Annotated in this window: 18 protein-coding genes, 1 tRNA gene and 6 pseudogenes; 8 read left to right on the forward strand and 17 right to left on the reverse strand. The window is 58.3% G+C overall.

From position 1 onward, the window contains the following. Nucleotides 1-80: 80 nt before the first annotated feature. From C6382_RS17310 to C6382_RS17340, 7 genes are all read right to left on the reverse strand, one after another. Nucleotides 81-1,076 (reverse strand): glycosyl transferase family protein, encoded by a 996-nt coding sequence (locus tag C6382_RS17310; RefSeq protein ID WP_107025595.1) that lies wholly within the window; start codon nt 1,074-1,076, stop codon nt 81-83. Further along, a complete protein-coding gene (locus C6382_RS17315) occupies nt 1,073-1,408 on the reverse strand; it encodes a TusE/DsrC/DsvC family sulfur relay protein (protein WP_107025596.1) in 336 nt (111 codons plus the stop codon). The genes C6382_RS17310 and C6382_RS17315 overlap by 4 nt, the downstream gene beginning before the upstream one ends. After that, on the reverse strand, nt 1,405-1,704 hold the full coding sequence (gene tusB, locus C6382_RS17320) for a sulfurtransferase complex subunit TusB (RefSeq protein ID WP_107025597.1): 300 nt from the start codon (nt 1,702-1,704) through the stop codon (nt 1,405-1,407). The genes C6382_RS17315 and tusB overlap by 4 nt, the downstream gene beginning before the upstream one ends. Continuing rightward, a complete protein-coding gene (tusC, locus tag C6382_RS17325) occupies nt 1,704-2,063 on the reverse strand; it encodes a sulfurtransferase complex subunit TusC (RefSeq protein WP_107025598.1) in 360 nt (119 codons plus the stop codon). Before tusC ends, tusB begins: the two co-directional genes overlap by 1 nt. Nucleotide 2,064: 1 nt before the next feature. Then, nucleotides 2,065-2,457 (reverse strand): sulfurtransferase complex subunit TusD, encoded by a 393-nt coding sequence (gene tusD, locus C6382_RS17330; protein ID WP_107025599.1) that lies wholly within the window; start codon nt 2,455-2,457, stop codon nt 2,065-2,067. An 84-nt stretch (nt 2,458-2,541) separates the two neighbouring features. Next, a complete protein-coding gene (locus C6382_RS17335; protein ID WP_107025600.1) occupies nt 2,542-3,921 on the reverse strand; it encodes a nucleobase:cation symporter-2 family protein in 1,380 nt (459 codons plus the stop codon). Nucleotides 3,922-4,146: 225 nt separating this feature from the next. Next, nucleotides 4,147-4,818 (reverse strand): Bax inhibitor-1/YccA family protein, encoded by a 672-nt coding sequence (locus C6382_RS17340; protein WP_107025601.1) that lies wholly within the window; start codon nt 4,816-4,818, stop codon nt 4,147-4,149. Between the two features lie 121 nt (nt 4,819-4,939). Here C6382_RS17340 and C6382_RS17345 point away from each other — a divergent pair. Continuing rightward, nucleotides 4,940-5,027: transfer RNA gene (locus tag C6382_RS17345), tRNA-Ser, on the forward strand. A gap of 111 nt (nt 5,028-5,138) precedes the next feature. On the opposite strand, the gene C6382_RS17350 is transcribed toward C6382_RS17345, so the two are convergent. The 4 genes and pseudogenes from C6382_RS17350 to C6382_RS17365 all read right to left on the reverse strand — a co-directional run. Further along, on the reverse strand, nt 5,139-6,188 hold the full coding sequence (locus C6382_RS17350) for a tyrosine-type recombinase/integrase (protein WP_107025602.1): 1,050 nt from the start codon (nt 6,186-6,188) through the stop codon (nt 5,139-5,141). Continuing rightward, nucleotides 6,189-6,430, reverse strand: a pseudogene (locus tag C6382_RS17355) (DUF4224 domain-containing protein). It abuts the gene before it with no gap. Between the two features lie 44 nt (nt 6,431-6,474). Beyond that, complete coding sequence (locus C6382_RS17360; protein WP_107025603.1) at nt 6,475-6,759, reverse strand: hypothetical protein; 285 nt, start codon at nt 6,757-6,759, stop codon at nt 6,475-6,477. A 142-nt stretch (nt 6,760-6,901) separates the two neighbouring features. Then, nucleotides 6,902-7,216: pseudogene (locus C6382_RS17365) on the reverse strand (hypothetical protein); the annotation flags it as partial. A gap of 175 nt (nt 7,217-7,391) precedes the next feature. Here C6382_RS17365 and C6382_RS17370 point away from each other — a divergent pair. Then, a complete protein-coding gene (locus C6382_RS17370; protein WP_107025604.1) occupies nt 7,392-7,694 on the forward strand; it encodes a hypothetical protein in 303 nt (100 codons plus the stop codon). 54 nt (nt 7,695-7,748) lie between these two features. On the opposite strand, the gene C6382_RS17375 is transcribed toward C6382_RS17370, so the two are convergent. Further along, entirely contained in the window at nt 7,749-8,327 is a 579-nt protein-coding gene (locus C6382_RS17375; protein ID WP_107025605.1) for a hypothetical protein, read from the reverse strand. 52 nt (nt 8,328-8,379) lie between these two features. On the opposite strand from C6382_RS17375, the gene C6382_RS17380 reads away from it, so the two are divergent. Beyond that, nucleotides 8,380-8,670 carry a hypothetical protein gene (locus C6382_RS17380; RefSeq protein WP_146146916.1) on the forward strand — a complete coding sequence of 97 codons (291 nt, stop codon included), beginning with the start codon at nt 8,380-8,382 and terminating at the stop codon, nt 8,668-8,670. Nucleotides 8,671-8,725: 55 nt separating this feature from the next. On the opposite strand, the pseudogene C6382_RS17385 reads toward C6382_RS17380, so the two are convergent. Both C6382_RS17385 and C6382_RS17390 read right to left on the reverse strand, forming a co-directional pair. Continuing rightward, a pseudogene (locus C6382_RS17385) lies at nt 8,726-9,328 on the reverse strand (DNA cytosine methyltransferase); the annotation flags it as partial. Between the two features lie 406 nt (nt 9,329-9,734). Continuing rightward, nucleotides 9,735-10,034: a hypothetical protein gene (locus tag C6382_RS17390; protein ID WP_107025608.1), complete on the reverse strand. Its 300-nt coding sequence runs from the start codon at nt 10,032-10,034 to the stop codon at nt 9,735-9,737. An 886-nt stretch (nt 10,035-10,920) separates the two neighbouring features. Between C6382_RS17390 and C6382_RS17400 the strand changes: the two are divergent. Next, nucleotides 10,921-11,479, forward strand: a pseudogene (locus C6382_RS17400) (transposase); the annotation flags it as partial. Between the two features lie 338 nt (nt 11,480-11,817). Here C6382_RS17400 and C6382_RS17405 read toward each other — a convergent pair. Continuing rightward, nucleotides 11,818-13,122, reverse strand: coding sequence for an MFS transporter (locus C6382_RS17405; RefSeq protein ID WP_107025610.1), 1,305 nt, complete (start codon nt 13,120-13,122; stop codon nt 11,818-11,820). A 237-nt stretch (nt 13,123-13,359) separates the two neighbouring features. Between C6382_RS17405 and C6382_RS17410 the strand changes: the two genes are divergently transcribed. Continuing rightward, complete coding sequence (locus C6382_RS17410) at nt 13,360-16,137, forward strand: AMP-binding protein (RefSeq protein ID WP_107025611.1); 2,778 nt, start codon at nt 13,360-13,362, stop codon at nt 16,135-16,137. A gap of 71 nt (nt 16,138-16,208) precedes the next feature. Here C6382_RS17410 and C6382_RS17415 read toward each other — a convergent pair whose 3' ends face one another. Both C6382_RS17415 and C6382_RS17420 read right to left on the reverse strand, forming a co-directional pair. Beyond that, nucleotides 16,209-16,529: a hypothetical protein gene (locus tag C6382_RS17415; RefSeq protein ID WP_107025612.1), complete on the reverse strand. Its 321-nt coding sequence runs from the start codon at nt 16,527-16,529 to the stop codon at nt 16,209-16,211. 419 nt (nt 16,530-16,948) lie between these two features. Next, nucleotides 16,949-17,407 (reverse strand): hemerythrin domain-containing protein, encoded by a 459-nt coding sequence (locus tag C6382_RS17420; RefSeq protein WP_107025613.1) that lies wholly within the window; start codon nt 17,405-17,407, stop codon nt 16,949-16,951. 292 nt (nt 17,408-17,699) lie between these two features. On the opposite strand from C6382_RS17420, the pseudogene C6382_RS17425 reads away from it, so the two are divergent. The 3 genes and pseudogenes from C6382_RS17425 to C6382_RS17435 form a co-directional block, all read left to right on the forward strand. Further along, nucleotides 17,700-17,819 (forward strand): annotated as a pseudogene (locus C6382_RS17425) (IS3 family transposase); the annotation flags it as partial. Nucleotides 17,820-18,003: 184 nt separating this feature from the next. Continuing rightward, entirely contained in the window at nt 18,004-18,564 is a 561-nt protein-coding gene (locus C6382_RS17430; protein WP_107025614.1) for an Hsp20/alpha crystallin family protein, read from the forward strand. Between the two features lie 134 nt (nt 18,565-18,698). After that, a pseudogene (locus tag C6382_RS17435) lies at nt 18,699-19,097 on the forward strand (phosphoketolase); the annotation flags it as partial. Between the last annotated feature and the right edge of the window lie 327 nt (nt 19,098-19,424).

The raw sequence follows: 19,424 nt of genomic DNA on the forward strand, positions 1-19,424 counted from the left end.
AGAGCCCAGTGTACGAGCTTGAGTTCGAACGAATAGCGCAAAGTATGCGCCTGTTTAATCGACTTTGTAGATGGGTTGTCTTACGCTTGGCGCTGATTCCAATAACCTCGCGCCTGTGCAAAGGCCTCTTCGCGGTTGTGACCCAGTCCGCGCAAGGCCAGGGCCATGGTTGCAACCACGGCGAGTTCGCCATAGCTGTCATGGGCTTTGGCGTGCCAAACCGTCAGCAGATGTTCGGGATCAAGGCTAGCGGGTTTGACATGACGCTGGGCTGCCAGGGCGGGCCATTCCTCGTCCCACTCAATGCCGTCCGCTGTGCCATACAGGTGGCTAGTGGTATCCGGGTTGATCTCGATTTCACCACCATCGCCCTTGACCACGATAGCGGTGTCGCCGAGCAGTCGGCTGGCTTCGCGATGCACCGCCTGATAGCCAGGGTGGAAAATACTCTGCAGGCCGCAGCGAGCGCCCAGTGGGTTGAGCACGCGGGCCAGGGAGTGGATGGGTGAGCGCAGGCCCAGGGTGTTGCGCAGGTCGATCATCCGTTGCAGGCGTGGTGCCCAGTCCTGCAGAGGGATAAACGCCAGCTGCTGGCTGTCCAGGGCCTGGGCAACGGCATTCCAGTCACGGCACAGCGGGATCTGCAGCAGTTCGAGCACTTGTTCGGTGTACAGCCGGCCAGCGGTATGGGCGCCGCCGCCGTGCAGCAGGATGCGCACACCGTTGGCGGCCAGGCACTTGGCGGCCAGCAGGTACCAGGGCAGGTGGCGTTTCTTGCCAGCGTAGCTCGGCCAGTCGAGGTCTACCGCGATCTGCGGCGCGTCCAGGCGCTGACGTAGTGCTTCGGTGAAACCGGCCAGTTCCTCGGGGCTTTCTTCCTTGTGTCGTAGCAGCATCAGGAAAGCCCCCAATTGGGTCTCTTCGACCTTGCCGTCGAGCAGCATGCCCATGGCTTCGCGAGCTTCCTCGCGGTTCAGGCCGCGGGCGCCGCGCTTGCCCTTGCCAAGGATGCGCACGAACTGGGCAAAGGGGTGTTCGGCTGGGGTTTCGGTGATCAGCGGGCGAGGATCGGTCATATGCAATTGGTTGGCTTCGGCAGGCCCGCAAGCTTCGCGGCGAGTTTGGCGGGAGTGCCTTTGAACAGGCGGTTCAGGTGCATGCTGTTGCCTTTTTCCGGGCCCAGCTTGAGCGCGGTGTACTTGATCAGCGGACGGGTTGCCGGCGACAGCTCGAACTCCCGGTAGAACGCACGCAACAGCGTCAGCACTTCCCAGTGTTCAGGGGTCAGCTCCAGCTGCTCGTGGGCGGCGAGAGCGGCGGCGACTTCGTCGGACCAGTCGCTGAGTTCAACCAGGTAGCCATCCTTGTCCAGGGCGATGCTGCGCTCGCCTACAGTCAGGGTATTCATAGCCAGCTGTTGACCTTGTCGTAGTCCAGCGACAGGGCGACAAAGGCCGGGTAGTCGATGGCCCGAATGTTGTCGTCAGTGTCGATGGCGCGTGCTTGCAGGTCTTCTTCAAGGGCGAACAGCCGGCCTTGCAGGTTGCTGGCGTGCAGGCTAGCCAGCGGCGCGCTGCCGGGCTGCAGGGCATACACCGCATCGCCGCAGAGCAACAGGCCATCCTTGCTGCCAAGCAGGCGCAGACAACTGTTCAGACGATTGTCGCCGAAGGGCGAGTGGGAAATTACGTGCAAGGTGCTCATCAGAGGGTAATCACCTGGTCAAAACGGTCGATCAACGCGGCCAGCGCGGCGTCATCCAGCGCTTGCACGGGCAAGCTCAGGGTCTCTGCGGCTAAGCCACGTTCCTGCAGGCTGCTACTGGCGACAAAGAGTTCTTCGACACCGAACATCGGCAGGGCTTGCAGATTGGCGGCAAGGTTCTTCTGTTGCAGTTGGCCGGGTTGTTGCCCGGGCGCAAGCTGGAACACTCCGTCATCGAGAAACAGCATGCCCAGCGGCAGATCAAAGGCACCACCGGCCAAGGCAATATCCAGCGCTTCGCGGGCAGAAGGGCCGGCCCAGGGCGCTTGGCGACTGATAATCAGCAAAGACTTGGCCATTTCAATCGCCTCCAAAACAGATCAAGCGCTCGGCGTTTTGTGCGCCTTCATGCAACTGACCCAGGCCGGACAGCTCCCACGGTGCCGGCAGGTTCACCGCCGGGCGCTGATAGCGTTGAGCTTCTTCGGCATTGAGCACGCCACGGCGCAGGGCGGCGGCAATGCACACGACCGCATCGAGCTGATGCTCACTGATGAAGGATCGCCATTGGGTAGCGACATCCACTTCATCCTGTGGCATGACAATATTGCCCGAGGCGCTGTGCACGCCGTCCTGATAAAAAAACAGCCGGATAATTTCGTGCCCACCGGCCAGCGCGGCTTGGGCGAAAAGCAAGGCGCGGCGCGAGGAGGGCGCGTGGGCTGGAGAAAAAACCGCAATGGCGAACTTCATGGAAGGCTCATTCAGCAAAACTGCGCCAATAATAAAGCAAATTGTGGGAGCGGGCTTGCCCCGCGATGGCCCGCCCCCGTTCACTCAAACCTTCTCTTTATGCTCCGGCAAGAACCAATTCAGTACCAAGGCACAAATCCCTCCGGTCGCCACGCCCGACTCCAGCACATTTCTCAGTGCCGACGGCATATGCGCCAGGAACTCTGGCACCTGCGCCACACCCAGGCCCAACGCCAGCGACACCGCGATAATCAGCAGCGCGCGGCGATCCAGGCTGATGCTGGCCAGTATATTGATCCCCGAAGCGGCCACCGCCCCGAACATCACCATCGCCGCACCGCCGAGCACCGGCTCAGGCACTGCCTGGATCACTCCGGCAACACTCGGGAACAGGCCAAGGATCACCAGCATGGCTGCGATCCACACGCCGATATGCCGGCTGGCGATACCGGTCAGCTGAATCACCCCGTTGTTCTGAGCAAAAACCGAGCTTGGAAAGGTATTGAACACCCCAGCCAGCAGCGAATTGGCACCATTGACCAGTACACCGCCCTTGATCCGCTGCATCCACAGCGGGCCTTCAACCGGCTGGCGCGATACTTTGCTGGTAGCGGTGACATCACCAATGGCTTCCAGCGAAGTCACCAGGTAGATCACCAGCATCGGAATGAACAGCGCCCAGGAGAAGCCCAGGCCGAAATGCAGTGGCATTGGCACCTGGAACAGCTCGGCCTGGTGCATGCCGGTGAAATCCAGGCGACCCAGATAGCCAGCCAGGGCGTAACCCGCAGCCAGGGCAATAACGATGGCGCAACTGCGCATCCACACCACAGGGATACGGTTGAGTACCACAATAATGGCCAGTACCACGCCCGACAGCAGCAGGTTCTCGCCGTTGGCGAAGGTGCCGTTGCTCATGGCGGCAAAACCACCGCCCATGCTGATCAGACCGACCTTGATCAGGGTCAGGCCGATCATCAATACCACAATACCGGTCACCAGCGGGGTGATCAGGCGCTTAACGAACGGCAAAATGCGCGAAATGCCCATTTCGACGAAAGAGCCGGCAATCACCACACCGAAAATCGCCGCCATCACCGCTTCCACCGGCGTACCTTGCTTGACCATCAACGCGCCACCGGCGATCAGCGGCCCGACAAAGTTGAAACTGGTGCCCTGAACAATCAGCAGCCCGGCGCCGAACGGCCCGAAGCGCCGGCACTGGACAAAGGTGGCGATCCCGGAGATCACCAGCGACATCGACACAATCAGGTTGGTATCGCGTGGCGAAACTCCCAGCGCCTGGCAGATCAGCAAGCCCGGCGTCACAATTGGCACAATGATCGCCAGCAGATGCTGCAGTGCTGCCAGCATTGCAATTAGCGGCTGCGGCCGGTCTTCAAGGCCGAGGACCAGTTCATTGGCCTGCGCAAGTGCGCCGGGTCCTTGCTCGATTGAACTCATGGGAGTGCTGCCCCGGAAGAAAAAAGGAGCGCATTCTACGGGGCTGTAGCCATTTGGGGTAGTGATTGATGCCGCAGACCAGCACGGTCTCTGTAGGCGTTGTCCTTGCCAGCGATGCAAGGCAAAGCCTTGCCAAAACCTGACGGCACGGCAATTGCTGCCAACCCCACAGCCATAAAAAAAGCCCGCCGAAGCGGGCTTTCTCACAACCGACCAGCTATCCGATCAGTCATCGCGACCCATCAGGCCGAACAGCTGCAGCAGGCTGACGAACAGGTTGTAGATCGATACATACAGGCTGATGGTTGCCATGATGTAGTTACGCTCGCCACCGTGGATGATCGCGCTGGTCTGGAACAGAATGCAGACCGACGAGAACAGCACGAAACCGGCGCTGATCGCCAGCTGCAGGCCGCTGATCTGGAAGAACAGGCTGGCCAGCACCGCGCCCATCAGGACGAAGAAACCGGCGGTGATGAAGCCACCGAGGAAACTCATGTCCTTGCGGGTGATCAGCACATAGGCCGACAGGCCACCGAACACCAGCGCGGTCATGGCGAAAGCCGAGCTGACCACCTCAGCGCCACCGGCCATGCCCAGGTAACGGTTGAGGATCGGGCCGAGGATGAAGCCCATGAAACCGGTGAGGGCAAAGGTAGACACCAGGCCCCAGGCCGAATCACGCAGCTTGTTGGTGAGGAAGAACAGGCCATAGAAGCCGATCAGCACCACAAAGATGTTCGGGTAGCCGACACGCATTTGCTGCGCAATGAAAGCCATGACGCCACTGAAGGCGAGGGTGATCGCCAGCAGCCCGTACGTATTGCGCAGGACCCGGCTGACCTCCTGCTGCTCGACCTGCTGACCGTGATTGACGGCGTAATCCTGTTCGCGCATGGCGACACTCCTGTGGGTTTGAAACGTTCAGATGCAAAGATCATAACAGAGGTCTGCAAACCAGCTACACAGAGAGTTTGACAGCTTGTTTCATTTCGGTATTATGGCGCCCGCAATACGAGGAAGCGTGGCCGAGTGGTTTAAGGCAACGGTCTTGAAAACCGTCGATGGGCAACTATCCTAGAGTTCGAATCTCTACGCTTCCGCCATCTTCAAAGCCCTGATTATTCAGGGCTTTTTGCGTTTTTTGGGTATGGGAAAACCACCCATGGGAACACCCTTGGGAATGGTTTATTTTGTCAGCGCTGACAAAACTTCGGCTACTTGGTGGGCTTCGCCAGCGCTCCTACGCGGCGGTAAACCCGCTCAGTGATGTCGCCTTTAGTATGTCCAAGCAACAGGCTGGCGTGCTCCACATCAGTGATTTCCGATGCAGCCTTGGGGCGTATGTCACGGAATTGGAACTGACTGATGCGGCCGGCCAGGGCCTGGTCGCCGCAGGCTGTTGCTTCCTTCACAGCCTCCTCCCGGGCATCATCCCAGCGCCGCCGAAGCATCGACGCTGTCACTCGCAGGCCGCCGTCCGTCAGGATCAGGTACGGTGATGTGTGTGCTTCGTTTCTCTTCAGGATCTCCCCGATTAGGACGCCAAGGCCGCTCACAGCCCCATCCACTTCAAGCATAATCCGCAGCTTCTTGTGGGTCTTTTTCTGCGTCACGCCGAGGGCGTTATTCTCGATGTCATCCTTCCTCATCACCAGTACGTCCGCCGGACGCTGGCCCGTCAGATACGCCAAGTCCATGGCGTCTTTCAGCTCCGGTACTGCTTTCTTGTAGACCGCATCCCATACCGCGTCATTGGCGTAGAAGTCCCGAGGCGTCTCCTTGTTTTTGCGAACACCCTGGCAGGGGTTCTCTTTTGCGGTAAGCCCCCACTCCCTGGCCATATTGAATACGTGGGAGAGGGTGGCAATCTCGCGATTTGCCCGTACCTTCGCCGACCTGGCATCGCGGTACTGCGCAATCATTGCTGGTGTAAGCGCCTCGATTGGCGCGCTATCGAACACAGGTCGAAGCTGTCGCAGCTCCGAGAGGTTGTCCTTCTGCGTGCGCGCCCCCTTCTTCGGAATAATGTCCCGCTCGTATCTGTCGAAGATCGCTTTCATCGGGCGTAGATCCTGCGGTTTTTCCTTCGCCTCCAGTTCAGCCCATTTCAAACGGGCCTGGTCGAGGTCTGGGCCCAGGGGAATATCCTTGCCCTGCGGGTCACGGAAGTAATACCGGACCCACTCCTTGCCGTTCTTGCGCTTCCGCTTGCGGCGGTACATGTTCGGGGGCAGGTCCCGATTCTCGGTTTTTCGCGGTCGCATTTAGTTCACTCGGGAAAAGTCAGGGGTCCAGGTCGGCTCTGGCATTGGCGGCGGTGTCACGGGCACAACTTCAAGGTGACGCCCAGCTTCATCCGGGCGTACTGCCGGCCAACAAGCGGTCGGTCCCCGCGGCTCTCGATGAAGTGCCAACGGCGCTCTTCCAGCCAGCGGCGCTGCCAGCCCCTGGCCTTGTAGCCGGTCAGCTCGGCCAGTTCTGTGTCCGAGAAGATTTCGGTTTCCATGGGATAGGCTCCACGCCGCGCATGGCGGCAGAGGTGGGGAGTGGTTAAGCGCCCTTGAGCGGGACGACGTTTTCGAGCACTCGCTTCACGCCGCCGGCATCGCGGAAGGCTTTCCATCCAGCGTGATGCGCGGCGCAGTAGTGAACATCAGGCGCGACCTCAGTCGAGCAGTAGCCGCACATGTTGCGGTCACAGGTCTTGCCGTTACCGACTGGGTAGTCGCATAGGTTGGCCGCGACATCGCCGCAACCAGAGCAATGGGGGCCAAGATCGCCGCAGACATGGCCGCGTGGCTTTCGGTTCTCGTCGTACAGCGTGTAACAGCTCATGGCCTCGGCCCCTCCCAGGTGAGCCAGCCAAAGTAGAGCGGGGCGGCGATGGGTAGGGGGATCATGGCCTGTCCTCCGGACTGTCCTTGTCGAGCTGGCAACCGTTGTTGCAGCCATCGCAGGCGCCACATTGCTCGGGCTCTTTGCGGCGGGCCCACCAGCACACCGGGCCGTCGTCTGTGTCGTTGATCGACAGGCAAAACCAGCCTTCACCTTCAGGGCGATCAGGCTCCCAGTAACTGCAGTCTGGGTCGTGGCTTTCGAAGTAGCGGTCGGCGATTTCCTCGTCGGCAGACTCCAGGCTGACCATGCCGACTACCAGTCCCTGCTGGGCAAGCCATGCCTTGCACTTCTCACCTTCGCCCTCCTCGAAAGGAGGCAGTTCGGGGTGCCAGAACATCCCGCTTTCGTCCCGGGTGACCGGCACCGGTTGGATCAGTTTGATTTCTTCAGGCATGACATCGTCCTTGCCGCTATCGCGGCTGAAAGTTGTACAGGGAATTAAGTTCGGTACAGAGTTTTCGGCCGGCTGTCTGATTCAACAATCAAACCAGTTGAGAGTTGTTGCTTGTCACTTGGCTTTGTCTATGGTGGCTTTTGCACATATAGGACTAAAGTCGTAGGAGGGCGACATGAGAATACGTGGTGAAGCTTTTTGGGGGTGGGCTGACCCAGCTCTACAGCACCGGTCCCATGATGAAACGCTTGACGACGGGACAATGATCGACGTGCAAGTTCGACTTTTTCGTACCGGCGGCACGCAAATGTTCATCGGCATCTATGCGTCAACTGGAATGGCCTTGCATGAGGAGGCGTACAACTCCCGACCTGGTGAGTCGATGACCAGGGCGCTGGGCTGGGGCGTCGGGTTGGCCCGTAAACTCGCCGCCTCCAATACCAGGCAGATTAAGCGACGTATCCCAAATGAGGCCTGACCGAGCGGCTGCTCAATAGTCAAAGAATGAAGGGGGTACAAATATACTCTTTGGTCATTCAGGGTCGCTTGGCGCCGCGTTTGCCAAGGCGCGATCATCGACGTACAAGCGACGCCCCTTCGATACCCGCTCGGCCTTCCACTGTGTTTCTGCATCAAGCTCGCCGACTTCAATGCAATCCCGGAGCACTTCTTGGGCCTCGGCCAACTTGGCGCGTAACTCCTGAACTTCACCATCCCGCGCAGCAAACGCCTTGGCACCCTGGTCGGCCATGTCACCGGCGCTGAAGCCGTCGGAGGTTGGTGGGGCGGAGTCGAGGAGGCCAATGGCGATATGACCTGCTTGCCCTGGCGGGATGTCATTGGAGATCGTCCCGCCTGGTCGCAGCCGCATACCCATCGGGTCTTCCTGGTGCTGGGCGGCTGGCTGGGCGCGGTTATTCCATCCGTCCAGTTTTTCTTCGCTGAACACTGGGGCTGACGCAAGGCATTCAACGCATTCGACGAACCAGTCTGGATACGGTCCGGCAGTGCAGCGCGAATCAGCTTTACCACCGCAAAACCGACACGGCATCAGTTCGCGCGGCACGCGGACCATCTGTTCTGTGTTGCTGGATCGGTTTTCTGTGGGCATGGGGATACCTCGTGGGCAGCTATAGTTAACGATTCATGGGGAGGTAATGGCTATGACTACTTACGCGGTGACTGCAGCTAGATATGACGAGGACGAAAAGCTGGTTGCGCTTCAGGGTCAAGAAACGCACGGCTCTCCAGCCGCCTTACCTGAATTATCTACAGACGTGCGCGATTTTTCCGTTTCGGAGGTGCTCGGGTTGATGGAGGACGGAGACAGCTTCCACTTGTTTTTCCGCTCACCAGGGACACTCGCTGGCTCAATTGTTCCTGATGGCAACGGGTCCCTGATCGAGGATCAGTGCATACCAGGCAGGCGGATCGCCGATCTTCCTACGTTCTGAAAGCGTGCTTGATTGGTGGTTCACCCAGCTCACATTGGCCAATCGGCGTCGTCGATCACGCTGCTTTAAGCAGCGCCTCAATCACTCGCTGCCCAGCCAGCGGCGGTACCGCATTGCCTGCCATGTGCATGGTCAGCCGGTGGTTGTCCGGGCGCAGGGTGTCGGCCGGGAACGACTGAGCGGCCAGGGCCTCATCGGCGCTGAGCATCCGCATGCGATCGCCGTCGACCAAGGCCCATCGGTCCAGGGTGGTGATGGTGCCGATCGGGCGGTTGATGTCGCGCCCGGTAGTGCCGGAGCCTTTGCCGTAGTACGGCATGATGAAGCGTTCGCCGAAGCGCTGGCGGCCATTGCGCACCCGGTCGAGCGTGGTCTGGGCCCGACCCGGCCTCTCGATCAGCGACCAGCGCCCGGCGTCGAAGTCGAGGAAGCTGGTGGCCGGCACGTGCTGGCGCCGGTGCAGCTCGAGCATCAATGGTGCCTTGCTGCGGGTCAGGACCAGGAATAGCCGCACGCGGTGCTGCGGCACGCCCAAGTCGGCGCAATCAACCACATGCGGAGCGACCTGGTAGCCGAGGGCTTGCACTGCAGCAAGCCAGGCCGGGTACAGAGCCCAATCCATGAACTCTTGAACGTTCTCGATCACTACGGCCTCAGGCTGGTTACGGAGAGACCTCATCGCCGACCAAGCAGCCTTGAGAGCGGCGCAGACGTATATCAGGGATGTCTGCCAGCGACCCTAGGAGGCTCGGGTTTCGCTTTGTCTTTTTGCGGCCAACTCTTTTTGACGGTTCTTCTTATCCAATCGGTAGCCCCACCAGAGTGTGGCGATACCGAAAACAACCAGCAGTGATATTTGATATATGGGCACTATTCTCTCCTTAAAAAATTAGACACGCAGAAGGATTTGGCTACGTCGTGCAAAATTTTTCCGAAGCGCTCAAGTGCGTGACGAGTGAGCGGCGATTTGATGGGGGTACTGATCAGGGCCTAAAGAAGAGAAAGACCTGCGAGCAGGCCTATGGCGGCCTGCTCCAATAACGTTCTAGATCGCTTTATTATTTTTAAGATGCACTTCGGCAGCTCTCACAGCGCCATCCTTTGTAATGCTCGGATTTCTCAAGAGCTGTAAGCAATTCACGGCCGCCTATAATATTTTGGCAGTTGTTATGTTTTTCATTTGGTTTTTTCATACCCTCGCATTTTTTTTGCAGGAAGGGGCTTACCACTGCCTGTTGCTTTGACGAAAGCGCTCTAAATCCCTTGTCGACGGCTAGCTGGGCGTAGCTTTGTACGCTCGGCTTTTCACCTTGAAATGCGTTCTGCGCGATAAGGGCCGAGAAAATCTCTCGCTCGATAGTCATTCGTTAATCCTTTATTCAACCAACAAGTTTGCTCGTGTTGTTTCTTGTGCTGAGCAATGCGAAAGCATACGTTACCATTGGGTGGGGCTTTAATGAACTGGGTTTCCATCCAGCTATAAAAGGCAAGGTTTCTCATTCTTGGTCAGTAAATGTTGATTTCTTGATGTCTGGAGTATTTCAAGAAGTCTTTGTTACAATTTATTTCTTATGCGATGGGGCGGAGAAGTTTCACTTTGCACTTTAATGGGGGTAGTGCGCCGAGCGAAATCTCCTGTATTTCGCGATAAATTTAAGGGTGACGATACTCTTTATGAGCTTCTATTTTTTATAAGAGACGCACTGTGCTAATAGTAAGGTTCCGCTATTTCCTCTCGCGGTCTGTCGACCAAATTCGCACGGTTGGTACTGTGTGCGAGGCGACCTGTACTGCCCTGACCAATTAACAGGGAGCTGAATCATGGATGACCTGGACGAAAAGATCGCCGCTGGTGATGGGCAACTATCCTAGAGTTCGAATCTCTACGCTTCCGCCATCTTCAAAGCCCTGACTATTCAGGGCTTTTTGCGTTTCTGAGGCGGCGTTTTTTGAGTCCGGCGCTTTCCCTTCCTTTCCGCTTCTTTTCAATCGCTTCCGCACCGAGCTACCTCGTTGGCCAATCTCAATGATCTGAGTGGGGCTTGCAGTGGAGAGGCGTTGACGTGTGGCCTGACAGCACTCAGTACTGGCAAATGGCCCAGCTCGCGGTTGCCTTACCTCGCAGGCATGCATTAGTCTCGATCCGTCCAACACTACGATTTCTCCGTCTTACTGGTCATTCGCTAAGGAAACTCTGAAGAAGACTTCCAGATTTGGCAAAATGCTCGACCTCAATCGCCGAGGCGCCAGATGAAGCAGATGTCCTTTGCCGACGCCGAGCACGTCGGCAAGCGCAAGCAGACCCGTAAGGAATTGTTCCTGACCGAGATGGTCCAGGTCGTGCCGTGGAAGAGGCTAATCGCCTTGATCGAGCCGCACTACCCAAATGGTGAAGGTGGTCGTCCAGCCTATCCGCTGATGGCGATGCTGCGCGTGCATCTGATGCAGAACTGGTTCGGCTACAGCGATCCGGCCATGGAGGAGGCGCTGTATGAGACGACCATTTCGCGCCAGTTCGCTGGCCTGAGCCTTGAGCGAATTCCGGATGAAACCACCATCCTCAACTTCCGGCGCCTGCTTGAAAAGCATGAGTTGGCAGGCGGGATTTTCAGCGTGATCAATGGATATCTGGGCGACCGTGGTTTGTCGTTGCGCCAAAGCCCACATCGGCGTCGATGATGAATCGGGCCTGGTGCATAGCGTAGCCGTCACGGCGGCCAATGTGGCGGACGTCACGCAGGTCGACAAACTACTGCATGGTGAGGAAAACGTGGTCTGTGCCGATGCAGGAAATGGTGGCTGTGAGGAGCCTTACGGCAGCCAAGGGGCTTGAAAAACGGAGAAAATCTATCGGATCTCCGACGTGGATAGTTTTTTCAAAGTGCAGGTAGCTCGATAGCCGGAAAATATCCGACTATTTCAGACTATCTTGAGTGGTTGTTTGTACCGCTGACGCGGCCCAAACAGCATCACGAACGGCTATGTAGCTGACTAGGGCAATTCGCTTTTTCGCCTGCCTGTTTCGCAGGTAACGCACGCAACTCTCAGTTTTCGACGTACTCAGTGCGTTTTCACACAGCCTGGACCCAAAGCTGACGGTCAGGAGCGGGTTGATTCTTTATACGCAATGGGTTCTCCAGCACACACTCACTTTTCGAGACTCTCGGTACGGCTGACAGCTACCTGCCGCCCACGCTCCAGGTCGACGCCGGCCAGGATCAGCAGGCCGACGACGAAATAGCTGCCAGTAATCAGCATCGCCAAGCGATGATCGCCTGCGGACAGCCAACTGGTCAGGCCGTAAGTCATGGGGCCGAGGATTGCCGACAGTTTGACCGCTAACCCCCAGAGGCCGAAGAACTCCGCCAGCCGTGTCGGCGGCGCAAGCAGACCGACTATGGCACGTCCGGCTGATTGGCTGGCGCCCATGCACAGACCGGCGAGGTTGGCTGCCAGCCAGAACAGCTCTGGGCCGCGCGCGACCCAGACCAGACCGACCATGCCGAGCCAGCCCAGCAGGGTCAGCGCGAGTGTGGCGCGATGGCCAAGATGATCCTGCAGCCAACCGAACAGCACTGCACCGATGGAGGCCGTGATATTCACCACTAAGATCAGCAGCAGCGTGTCTTGGGTACTGAAGCCCATGACCTGATTGGCATAGATGGCAGCCAGGGTGATTACTGCCGAGATACCGGCCTGGTAGCAGACAGTGCAGGCAAGGAAGCGCAGCAGGTCGCGATAGCGCTCGGCTTCGCGCAGCGTCTGCGCGAAGCGCGCTAGCACCGCTTGCGCGATAGGCGTGTCGTCGCACACGGGCTGCGGCTGGCTGCGTTCGCGCAGGAACAGGAAGGTCGGCAGGCTGGCGATGGCGAACAAGGACGCGGTGATCAGCATGCACACCGGCACGAACTGCGCCGCAGTCTGCCCCTGCGCCTGGGCCCAGCTGACGAAGGCCAGGCAGGCACCCAGGCTGACCAGGCCGCCGATATAGCCGAATCCCCAGCCCCAGCCGGACACCTTGCCCAAGGCATCCGCATGGGCGAGTTCGGGCAGGAAGGCGGCGATCAGGTTTTCGCCGCTGCCGAAGCAGAAGTTGGATAGCACGATGAAAAGGATTGCGACACCAAGTTCCCCCGGTCCTGCCAGCGCGAGTCCAGAGGTAAACACGACACAACCGACCGTACTGAACAGCAGAAGGCGTTTCTTGCAGGCGAAGGCGTCGGCATAGGCGCCAACCAGCGGCGCGGTCAGGATGATCAGGGCGTAAGAGAGGGCGATGGCGCTGGTCCAGGCCAGCGTACCCCAGGCTTCGCCCTTGGCGACCACAGCGACGAAGTAGGCGTTGAACACGGCTGTGATCACTACCGTCGTGTAGCCGGAGTTGGCGAAATCGAACATTGCCCAGGCCCAGATTTCTCGGCGCGTCACTCCGGGGGCAAGGCTGGCTGGCATGGCGATCTCTCTACCGGCCTGTGGCGAGGGAGAACCCCCTCGCCACAGGTGCAATGTTCGTCTCAAAGCCCTTAGCTGACTGGTATTGAGCCTAGCCCTGACCCACCGATCCTGCGAGCGTATAATGGCAACTGGCAAGGATTTACACACAGAGTTTCCTGTCATGAGGGGCCGCCGATGTCTCGTCCGCCTCCAGAACCCTCCGCCGTTCCCCCTTACGAGGGGAGCGCGGAAAAATTGCTCGAAATTGTCCAGCGCACTGTGGTCGAGTTGCACCCGCAAGCGGCAGAAGACTTGCAGGTCACCTTGCACAGCGTGCTTGACCGGGACCTGGGCGTAGACAGCCTGGCTCGAGTCGAACTGTGGTCACGTATCGAGCACGAATTCGGTGTGCGCTTACCAGAAAACCTGTTCGCCTCGGCAGACACCCCCGCCGACGTATTGCGCGTGCTGCACAGCAGGCATGGCGCCGAGGCCATACATCCGTTGCTCTCTAGCAACTCTAGCGAGACTCTGACTGCATCAGGGCAGACGCCGGATGCCGCGCGAACCTTGATCGAGGTACTGGACTGGCATGTGCGTCATCAGCCGCAGTATGTCCACGTGCGCCTGCTAGGTGAAAATGACCAACAGGAAGATATCAGCTATGGCGCCTTGCATCAGGGCGCCTTGGTCATTGCCGCAGGGCTGCAACGCAGTGGCTTGCACGCCGGTCAGACCGTGGCCCTGATGCTGCCCACAGGCCGCGACTTTCTCCTTGGTTTTTTCGGCATCCTATTGGCCGGTGGCGTGCCGGTGCCTATCTATCCACCGCTGCGCTTGTCGCAGATAGAGGATCATCTGCACCGCCAGGCTGGCATCCTGCGCAACGCTGAGGTCAAAGTGCTGATTACCGTGACGCAAGCGAAGCTGCTCGCCCGGCTGCTCCGGCCGCAGGTTCCGAGCCTGACTCGTATCGCCAGCGTGGCCGAGCTGGCGGGTGAGGGGAGCGAGTGCGTCACACCGCTGCGGCAACCGGATGACATCGCCTTCCTGCAGTACACCTCGGGCAGCACTGGCCAGCCCAAGGGCGTGATGATCAGCCACGCTAATCTGCTGGCCAATCTGCGCGCCATGGGGAGGGCACTGAAAGTGGGGCCGCAGGACGTGTTCGTCAGCTGGCTGCCCATGTACCACGACATGGGATTGATCGGTGCCTGGCTGGGCAGCCTGTATTACGGCTACAACCTGGTGCTGATGTCACCGCTGGCTTTCCTGGCACGGCCGCAGCGTTGGCTATGGGCCATCGACCACTTCCGCGGCACCTTGTCGGCGGCGCCCAACTTCGCCTACGAACTGTGCCTGAACAAACTCGCTGACGGTGACCTCGAAGGTCTGAACCTGAGCAGTTGGCGCCTGGCCTTCAACGGCGCCGAACCGGTCAGCCCGGATACTTTGCAGCGTTTCGCCGAACGTTTCGCTCGCTACGGCCTGGCGCCCACTGCGCTGGCGCCTGTATATGGGTTGGCCGAGGCCACGTTGGGTGTGGCCTTTCCTCCTCTGGATCGAGGGCCGCTAATCGACCGGGTGCAGCGAGAGGCGTTCCAGACCCGTGGCAATGCACTGCCAGCCGAAGCGGACGCCAGCGCAATACTTCATTTTGTCTCCAGCGGCCGGCCGTTGCCGGGTCATCAGATTCGCATCGTCGATGGGAGCGGGGTCGAACTCCCTGAGCGCAGCGAAGGTCATCTGCAATTCAGTGGGCCGTCGACCACCGGTGGCTATTACCGTAACCCCGAAGAGACTCGCCGGGTGCTGCGTGATGGCTGGATCGACTCGCTCGACTTCGCCTACATGGCCGGTGGTGAGGTCTACCTTACCGGCCGCGCTAAGGATCTGATCATCCGTGCCGGGCGCAACATCTACCCCTACGACGTCGAAGCGGCGGTCGGTAATTTGCCCGGTCTGCGCAAAGGCTGCATCGCGGTGTTCGGCAGTCCTGACCCGGACACCGGCACCGAGCGCCTGGTGGTGTTGGCCGAAAGCCACGAAAAGGAAGCTGCCGCGCGGCAACACCTGCGACAGGAGGTCAACCGTATCGTGGTCGACCTCACCGGTGTATCGCCCGACGATATCGTTCTGGCACCACCGCATAGCATACTGAAAACCTCCAGCGGCAAGATTCGCCGTGCTGCCAGTCGCGAACTGTATGAGCGCGGTGAAGTAGGTCGGCCACACCTCGCCGTGTGGCGCCAGCTAATGCGCCTGGTGGTGCAGGCAATACGCGGGCATTTCAGTCGCGGCTGGCGGACCTGCCGCGCGGCGCTATATGCCGCTTACATCTGGCTGCTGTTCTGGCTGGTCACCCCACTCACCTGGCTGGGCGTTGCGATCCTGCCGCGCCAGCGTTGGTGCCGCCGCTTTACCCGCACGGCCGCACGGCTGTTCGTGTGGTTGACGGGGGTGCCGTTCAGCGTCACGGGGCTGGAGCACCTGTCTGGGTCTGGGGTGAGCGTGCTGGCCGCAAATCATGCCAGCTACCTCGACGGCGTCATTCTCTGCGCGGCCCTGCCGCCGCGATTCAGCTTCGTTGCCAAGCGCGAGCTGGCTGGGCAGTGGATCGCCGGCCGGTTCCTGCGCAAGCTCGGTGCCCGCTTCGTCGAACGCTTCGACCTGCAGCGCAGCGCCGCAGACACCGAGACCCTAGCCGAGGCGCTAGAAGCTGGCCAGTCCCTGGTGTTCTTCCCCGAGGGAACCTTCACCCGCGAGCCAGGCTTGCGAACGTTCCACATGGGCGCCTTCGTGCTTGCCGCGCGTGCCGGCGTGCCGCTGCTGCCGGTCGCAATCAGCGGCACACGCAGGGTGCTGCGCGACGGACAGTGGTTCCCGCGCCACGGTGCAATCCACGTCAACGTCTGCTCCCCGCTGTTGGCGCAAGGGCCGGACTGGATGGCGGCAATTAAGCTGCGGGATGCGACGATAGCAGTGCTGCTAGAGCATCTGGATGAATCAGAACACGCCCAGCGCGCAGGTTAGGCAACTACTTTGCTGTCGTCTTCTCTGCGCCGTTTATGCGTGGCACACATCAAAAGCTAAACTGGGCTGGATCAATCATCACCATCACACTTGACCTCTTTTTTGTACTCATCTCGCTTGGCCTCGATCTTGACCTTGCAACCACGCTCCCAGAACTCGTCTTTCCACTCGCCGCGACGCCAACTGGCGCCGCGGCCATTTGGGCATTTGATCTCTTCCTTGTACTCATCGTATTTGGATTCGATCTTTACTTTGCATGGCCCGTCCCTGTACTCGTCCTTCCACTCGCCACTCTCGTGCCCGCCTCGCCGGTGATCCGCTAACGCTGGCATCAACATGACTGAGCCAATCGCAGCCACCACCCACATACCAAGCATGGGGCTCACACTCATCTCACTACCTCTGTAATAGAAAGACACTACGCGGCAGGCCAAGCCTTCCCGTAATTCACCGTACCTGCGTTATGATCGTAACGGTGCGCTTGCAGGTGATACGACAACGATTTCCGACCGGTTTCTCCTTCAACGAGAAAAAACAGCGTGCCAAGCGTCGGAAAGGACAGATTGCAGGTAGGGGGCAGCGGTTGTGCGGCCCTACTGACGTTCGACTTCTGAGAACGATTGCTTTTGGCTGAAAGCGGCAGGTTACAGCCTTGTGTAATCGGCACAGGCGCCAAAGGGAAGGGACTTCTAACGAGGTACAGTCGATATACGTAAACCCCGGTGAGTTAATGCGTGGTATCCAGGTAATTACTGAGTGAGGTCAAGTGCTAAGTAATGGCTGAATTTTGAAAATGTATAGTGAGCTCCAATTAATGCCATTGACGTTTTACTTCCTGCCACTGGTTGTCTGACAGCCACTTATCTGCCGCCGGAAAGAAAATATTGTCCTCGGCGTCCATATGGTCGTAATATTTTTTTATGAAATCATCGATAGTGTCAGCAATTACTCTCGTTTCCTGAGTTGTGCTCTCCAACATCTTCAGCTGTCCAGCAATGCGCCCAAATGCCTGATGATCTCGTTCAATATCTTTGACCCGTTGGTGGATCGGTGCCTCAGTCGCTAGCAAGGCCAGTCGAATAAGTTCTTCGTTTTCATGGTGGTGTCGCTCTGCATCACCATGCAAGGCTTCCAGCATCGTGAACAACAGCTTGCAGTCATCAGCACCGTCAGATTCATGTCTCATCTTCCTCAGCAACTCTTTGATCTGAGTGATTTTTACAGTCACCTCATGATGATAGGCCTTAAGTTCATTTAACAAGACGTTCATATCAAGTCCTCGTCACGACACCAAACCGCCACAGAAAAATATTTTTAACCAACAGCCTCAAAGGATCTCGGCGCCTTTCAATTCCCATGATTTTCAATAGCTTGCAAAGTGCACTCGCCAGCACTGTTTAACCTTTTTAGTATAGGCGAGCGCAAAGCTCTCACCCCAGGAAATTTGCCGCCCTTGGAAAGAATTGAAATACCAAGCGTATGGTTATAGCACTATTTGATCTACTGGATCTCCGCCAGCGAACATTGAATCGCCTTGGGTTTCATCGACACCTCCATGCCTGATAAAGCGCTATTGCAAACCTCAAGAAGAGCGGCAGCAAGACGATGATCAACACGCTGAACCGCGCCGGCTCCGAGCGGAACTAAAGCGGGTCACTGAAGAGCGAGACATCATCAATCGCACTGACCATTTTCCCAGGCTAGACGGGCTGCGGGTGGCTGCTTTGATCTTCGTCAGGGCATCGTTCGATCGCTATCGGTGTCCACGTCGCCGTAGTTGATAAAGATCAAACACGGGGAGGGGGTGAGGCGCAGTATCGAACTGTCTCCATGGGAGACAGCCTTTACTGAGCCGAGGAGGTCACCATGACCGAAGAAGCCAAAAAAGTACCTGTGACGCCTGCTTCCAACCAGCCTGCCCAAGCGACACCGCCGAGTGTGGAACCCGCTGAGCTGTGGCGCCCGTTCCAGCAGTTACGGCGTCAGATCGATAGTCTGTTTGAGGACTTCGGACGGCGGCCGTTGCGTATGCCTTTCAGGCACACGCCGTTCGATGTCGAGCCATTCTGGCGACGAGATTTGTTCACTCATGGCATGCCTGCCATGGATGTCAGCGAACTGGCGGAGGAGTACCTTATCAGTGCCGAACTGCCTGGTGTGGACGACAAGGATATCGAGATCAAACTCGTCAATGGCAACCTGGTTATCCGAGGTGAAAAGCAGGAAGAAGTCGATGAAAAACGCAAGGAGTACCACCTTTCCGAGCGCCACTACGGCAGCTTCGAACGCGTGTTCCAGTTGCCGCGCGAGGTCGATGCCGAAAAGATCAATGCCCAGTTCGCCAAGGGCGTGTTGCAAGTGCATCTACCCAAGCGCGCCGAAGCGATCCATCCGGAAAAAGTGATTCCGATCAAGAGCGGCAAATAGCAGACGGATCACAGGTCGCTCTGGGAGCAGGACGCTCCCATCCTTTGACTCGCCAGCAAAGCCGAAATAAGTAGGGCATTCATGCCCTGGACCTTTAGGGCTGTGGCCGTAAACACTACAGGTTGATTGTCCTTCTGGAGCGTTGGCAGCACACCGGGCGCATAGAGCTGGAATTGCTGGACGCCTACTGGCGCGCGGCAAACTATCTTACGGTCGGGCAAATCTACCTCAAGGACAATCCTTTGTTGAAAGCTCCGCTAAACCTGGAGCACATAAAACCCAGGTTACTGGGGCACTGGGGCACAGCGCCCGGGTTGAACCTGATCTACACACATTTGAATCGCCTGATCAGGTAACACGACTTGAACATCATGTTTATCGCAGGCCCTGGCTATGGCGGCCCGGCTATAGTGGCCCATGCTTATGGTGCTGCATTCGACAATCCTGACCTGATCGTGGCCTGTGTTATTGGCGATGGCGATGGCGATGGCGATGGCGAAGCCGAAACGGGCGCACTGGCGGCCAGTTGGCATTGTCGGCCATGAGCCATACTCACCGCGAGATTTGTCGCCTGATTCATTTGCTTACACGCATGCGTAGTGATTTCGATGCCGCCCCATCGAGCATTGATAGTGCTGACATCCATCAGCAACTAATAAGGCTAGATACGCTGGTGAGGCTGTGTTTCGACTAGGGGGAGCTGTTCCGTTATCTTGACTGGCGTTAGCCATTTGCGCTCGCTGCCACACTATGTATCTGCAGGAACGTTAGTCTGGGTGAACTGATTCAGTTGATAAAAATCAAGCGCCGCTGATGATTCGGCGAGATGCTGAACACGGTTTCTCCCTCGTCGATCCGGT

The sequence above is a fragment of the Pseudomonas sp. BBP2017 genome (assembly GCF_003024385.1).
Lineage (GTDB): Bacteria > Pseudomonadota > Gammaproteobacteria > Pseudomonadales > Pseudomonadaceae > Aquipseudomonas.

Coding starts and splice junctions, on each gene's coding strand:
- C6382_RS17375 (WP_107025605.1), bottom strand. CDS start 8,327: ATGCCCACAGAAAACCGATCCAGCAACACAGAACAGATGGTCCGCGTG.
- C6382_RS17380 (WP_146146916.1), top strand. CDS start 8,380: ATGACTACTTACGCGGTGACTGCAGCTAGATATGACGAGGACGAAAAG.
- C6382_RS17405 (WP_107025610.1), bottom strand. CDS start 13,122: ATGCCAGCCAGCCTTGCCCCCGGAGTGACGCGCCGAGAAATCTGGGCC.
- C6382_RS17430 (WP_107025614.1), top strand. CDS start 18,004: ATGACCGAAGAAGCCAAAAAAGTACCTGTGACGCCTGCTTCCAACCAG.
- C6382_RS17420 (WP_107025613.1), bottom strand. CDS start 17,407: ATGAACGTCTTGTTAAATGAACTTAAGGCCTATCATCATGAGGTGACT.
- C6382_RS17340 (WP_107025601.1), bottom strand. CDS start 4,818: ATGCGCGAACAGGATTACGCCGTCAATCACGGTCAGCAGGTCGAGCAG.
- tusD (WP_107025599.1), bottom strand. CDS start 2,457: ATGAAGTTCGCCATTGCGGTTTTTTCTCCAGCCCACGCGCCCTCCTCG.
- C6382_RS17335 (WP_107025600.1), bottom strand. CDS start 3,921: ATGAGTTCAATCGAGCAAGGACCCGGCGCACTTGCGCAGGCCAATGAA.
- C6382_RS17370 (WP_107025604.1), top strand. CDS start 7,392: ATGAGAATACGTGGTGAAGCTTTTTGGGGGTGGGCTGACCCAGCTCTA.
- C6382_RS17390 (WP_107025608.1), bottom strand. CDS start 10,034: ATGACTATCGAGCGAGAGATTTTCTCGGCCCTTATCGCGCAGAACGCA.
- C6382_RS17310 (WP_107025595.1), bottom strand. CDS start 1,076: ATGACCGATCCTCGCCCGCTGATCACCGAAACCCCAGCCGAACACCCC.
- tusC (WP_107025598.1), bottom strand. CDS start 2,063: ATGGCCAAGTCTTTGCTGATTATCAGTCGCCAAGCGCCCTGGGCCGGC.
- C6382_RS17415 (WP_107025612.1), bottom strand. CDS start 16,529: ATGAGTGTGAGCCCCATGCTTGGTATGTGGGTGGTGGCTGCGATTGGC.
- tusB (WP_107025597.1), bottom strand. CDS start 1,704: ATGAGCACCTTGCACGTAATTTCCCACTCGCCCTTCGGCGACAATCGT.
- C6382_RS17350 (WP_107025602.1), bottom strand. CDS start 6,188: ATGCGACCGCGAAAAACCGAGAATCGGGACCTGCCCCCGAACATGTAC.
- C6382_RS17360 (WP_107025603.1), bottom strand. CDS start 6,759: ATGAGCTGTTACACGCTGTACGACGAGAACCGAAAGCCACGCGGCCAT.
- C6382_RS17315 (WP_107025596.1), bottom strand. CDS start 1,408: ATGAATACCCTGACTGTAGGCGAGCGCAGCATCGCCCTGGACAAGGAT.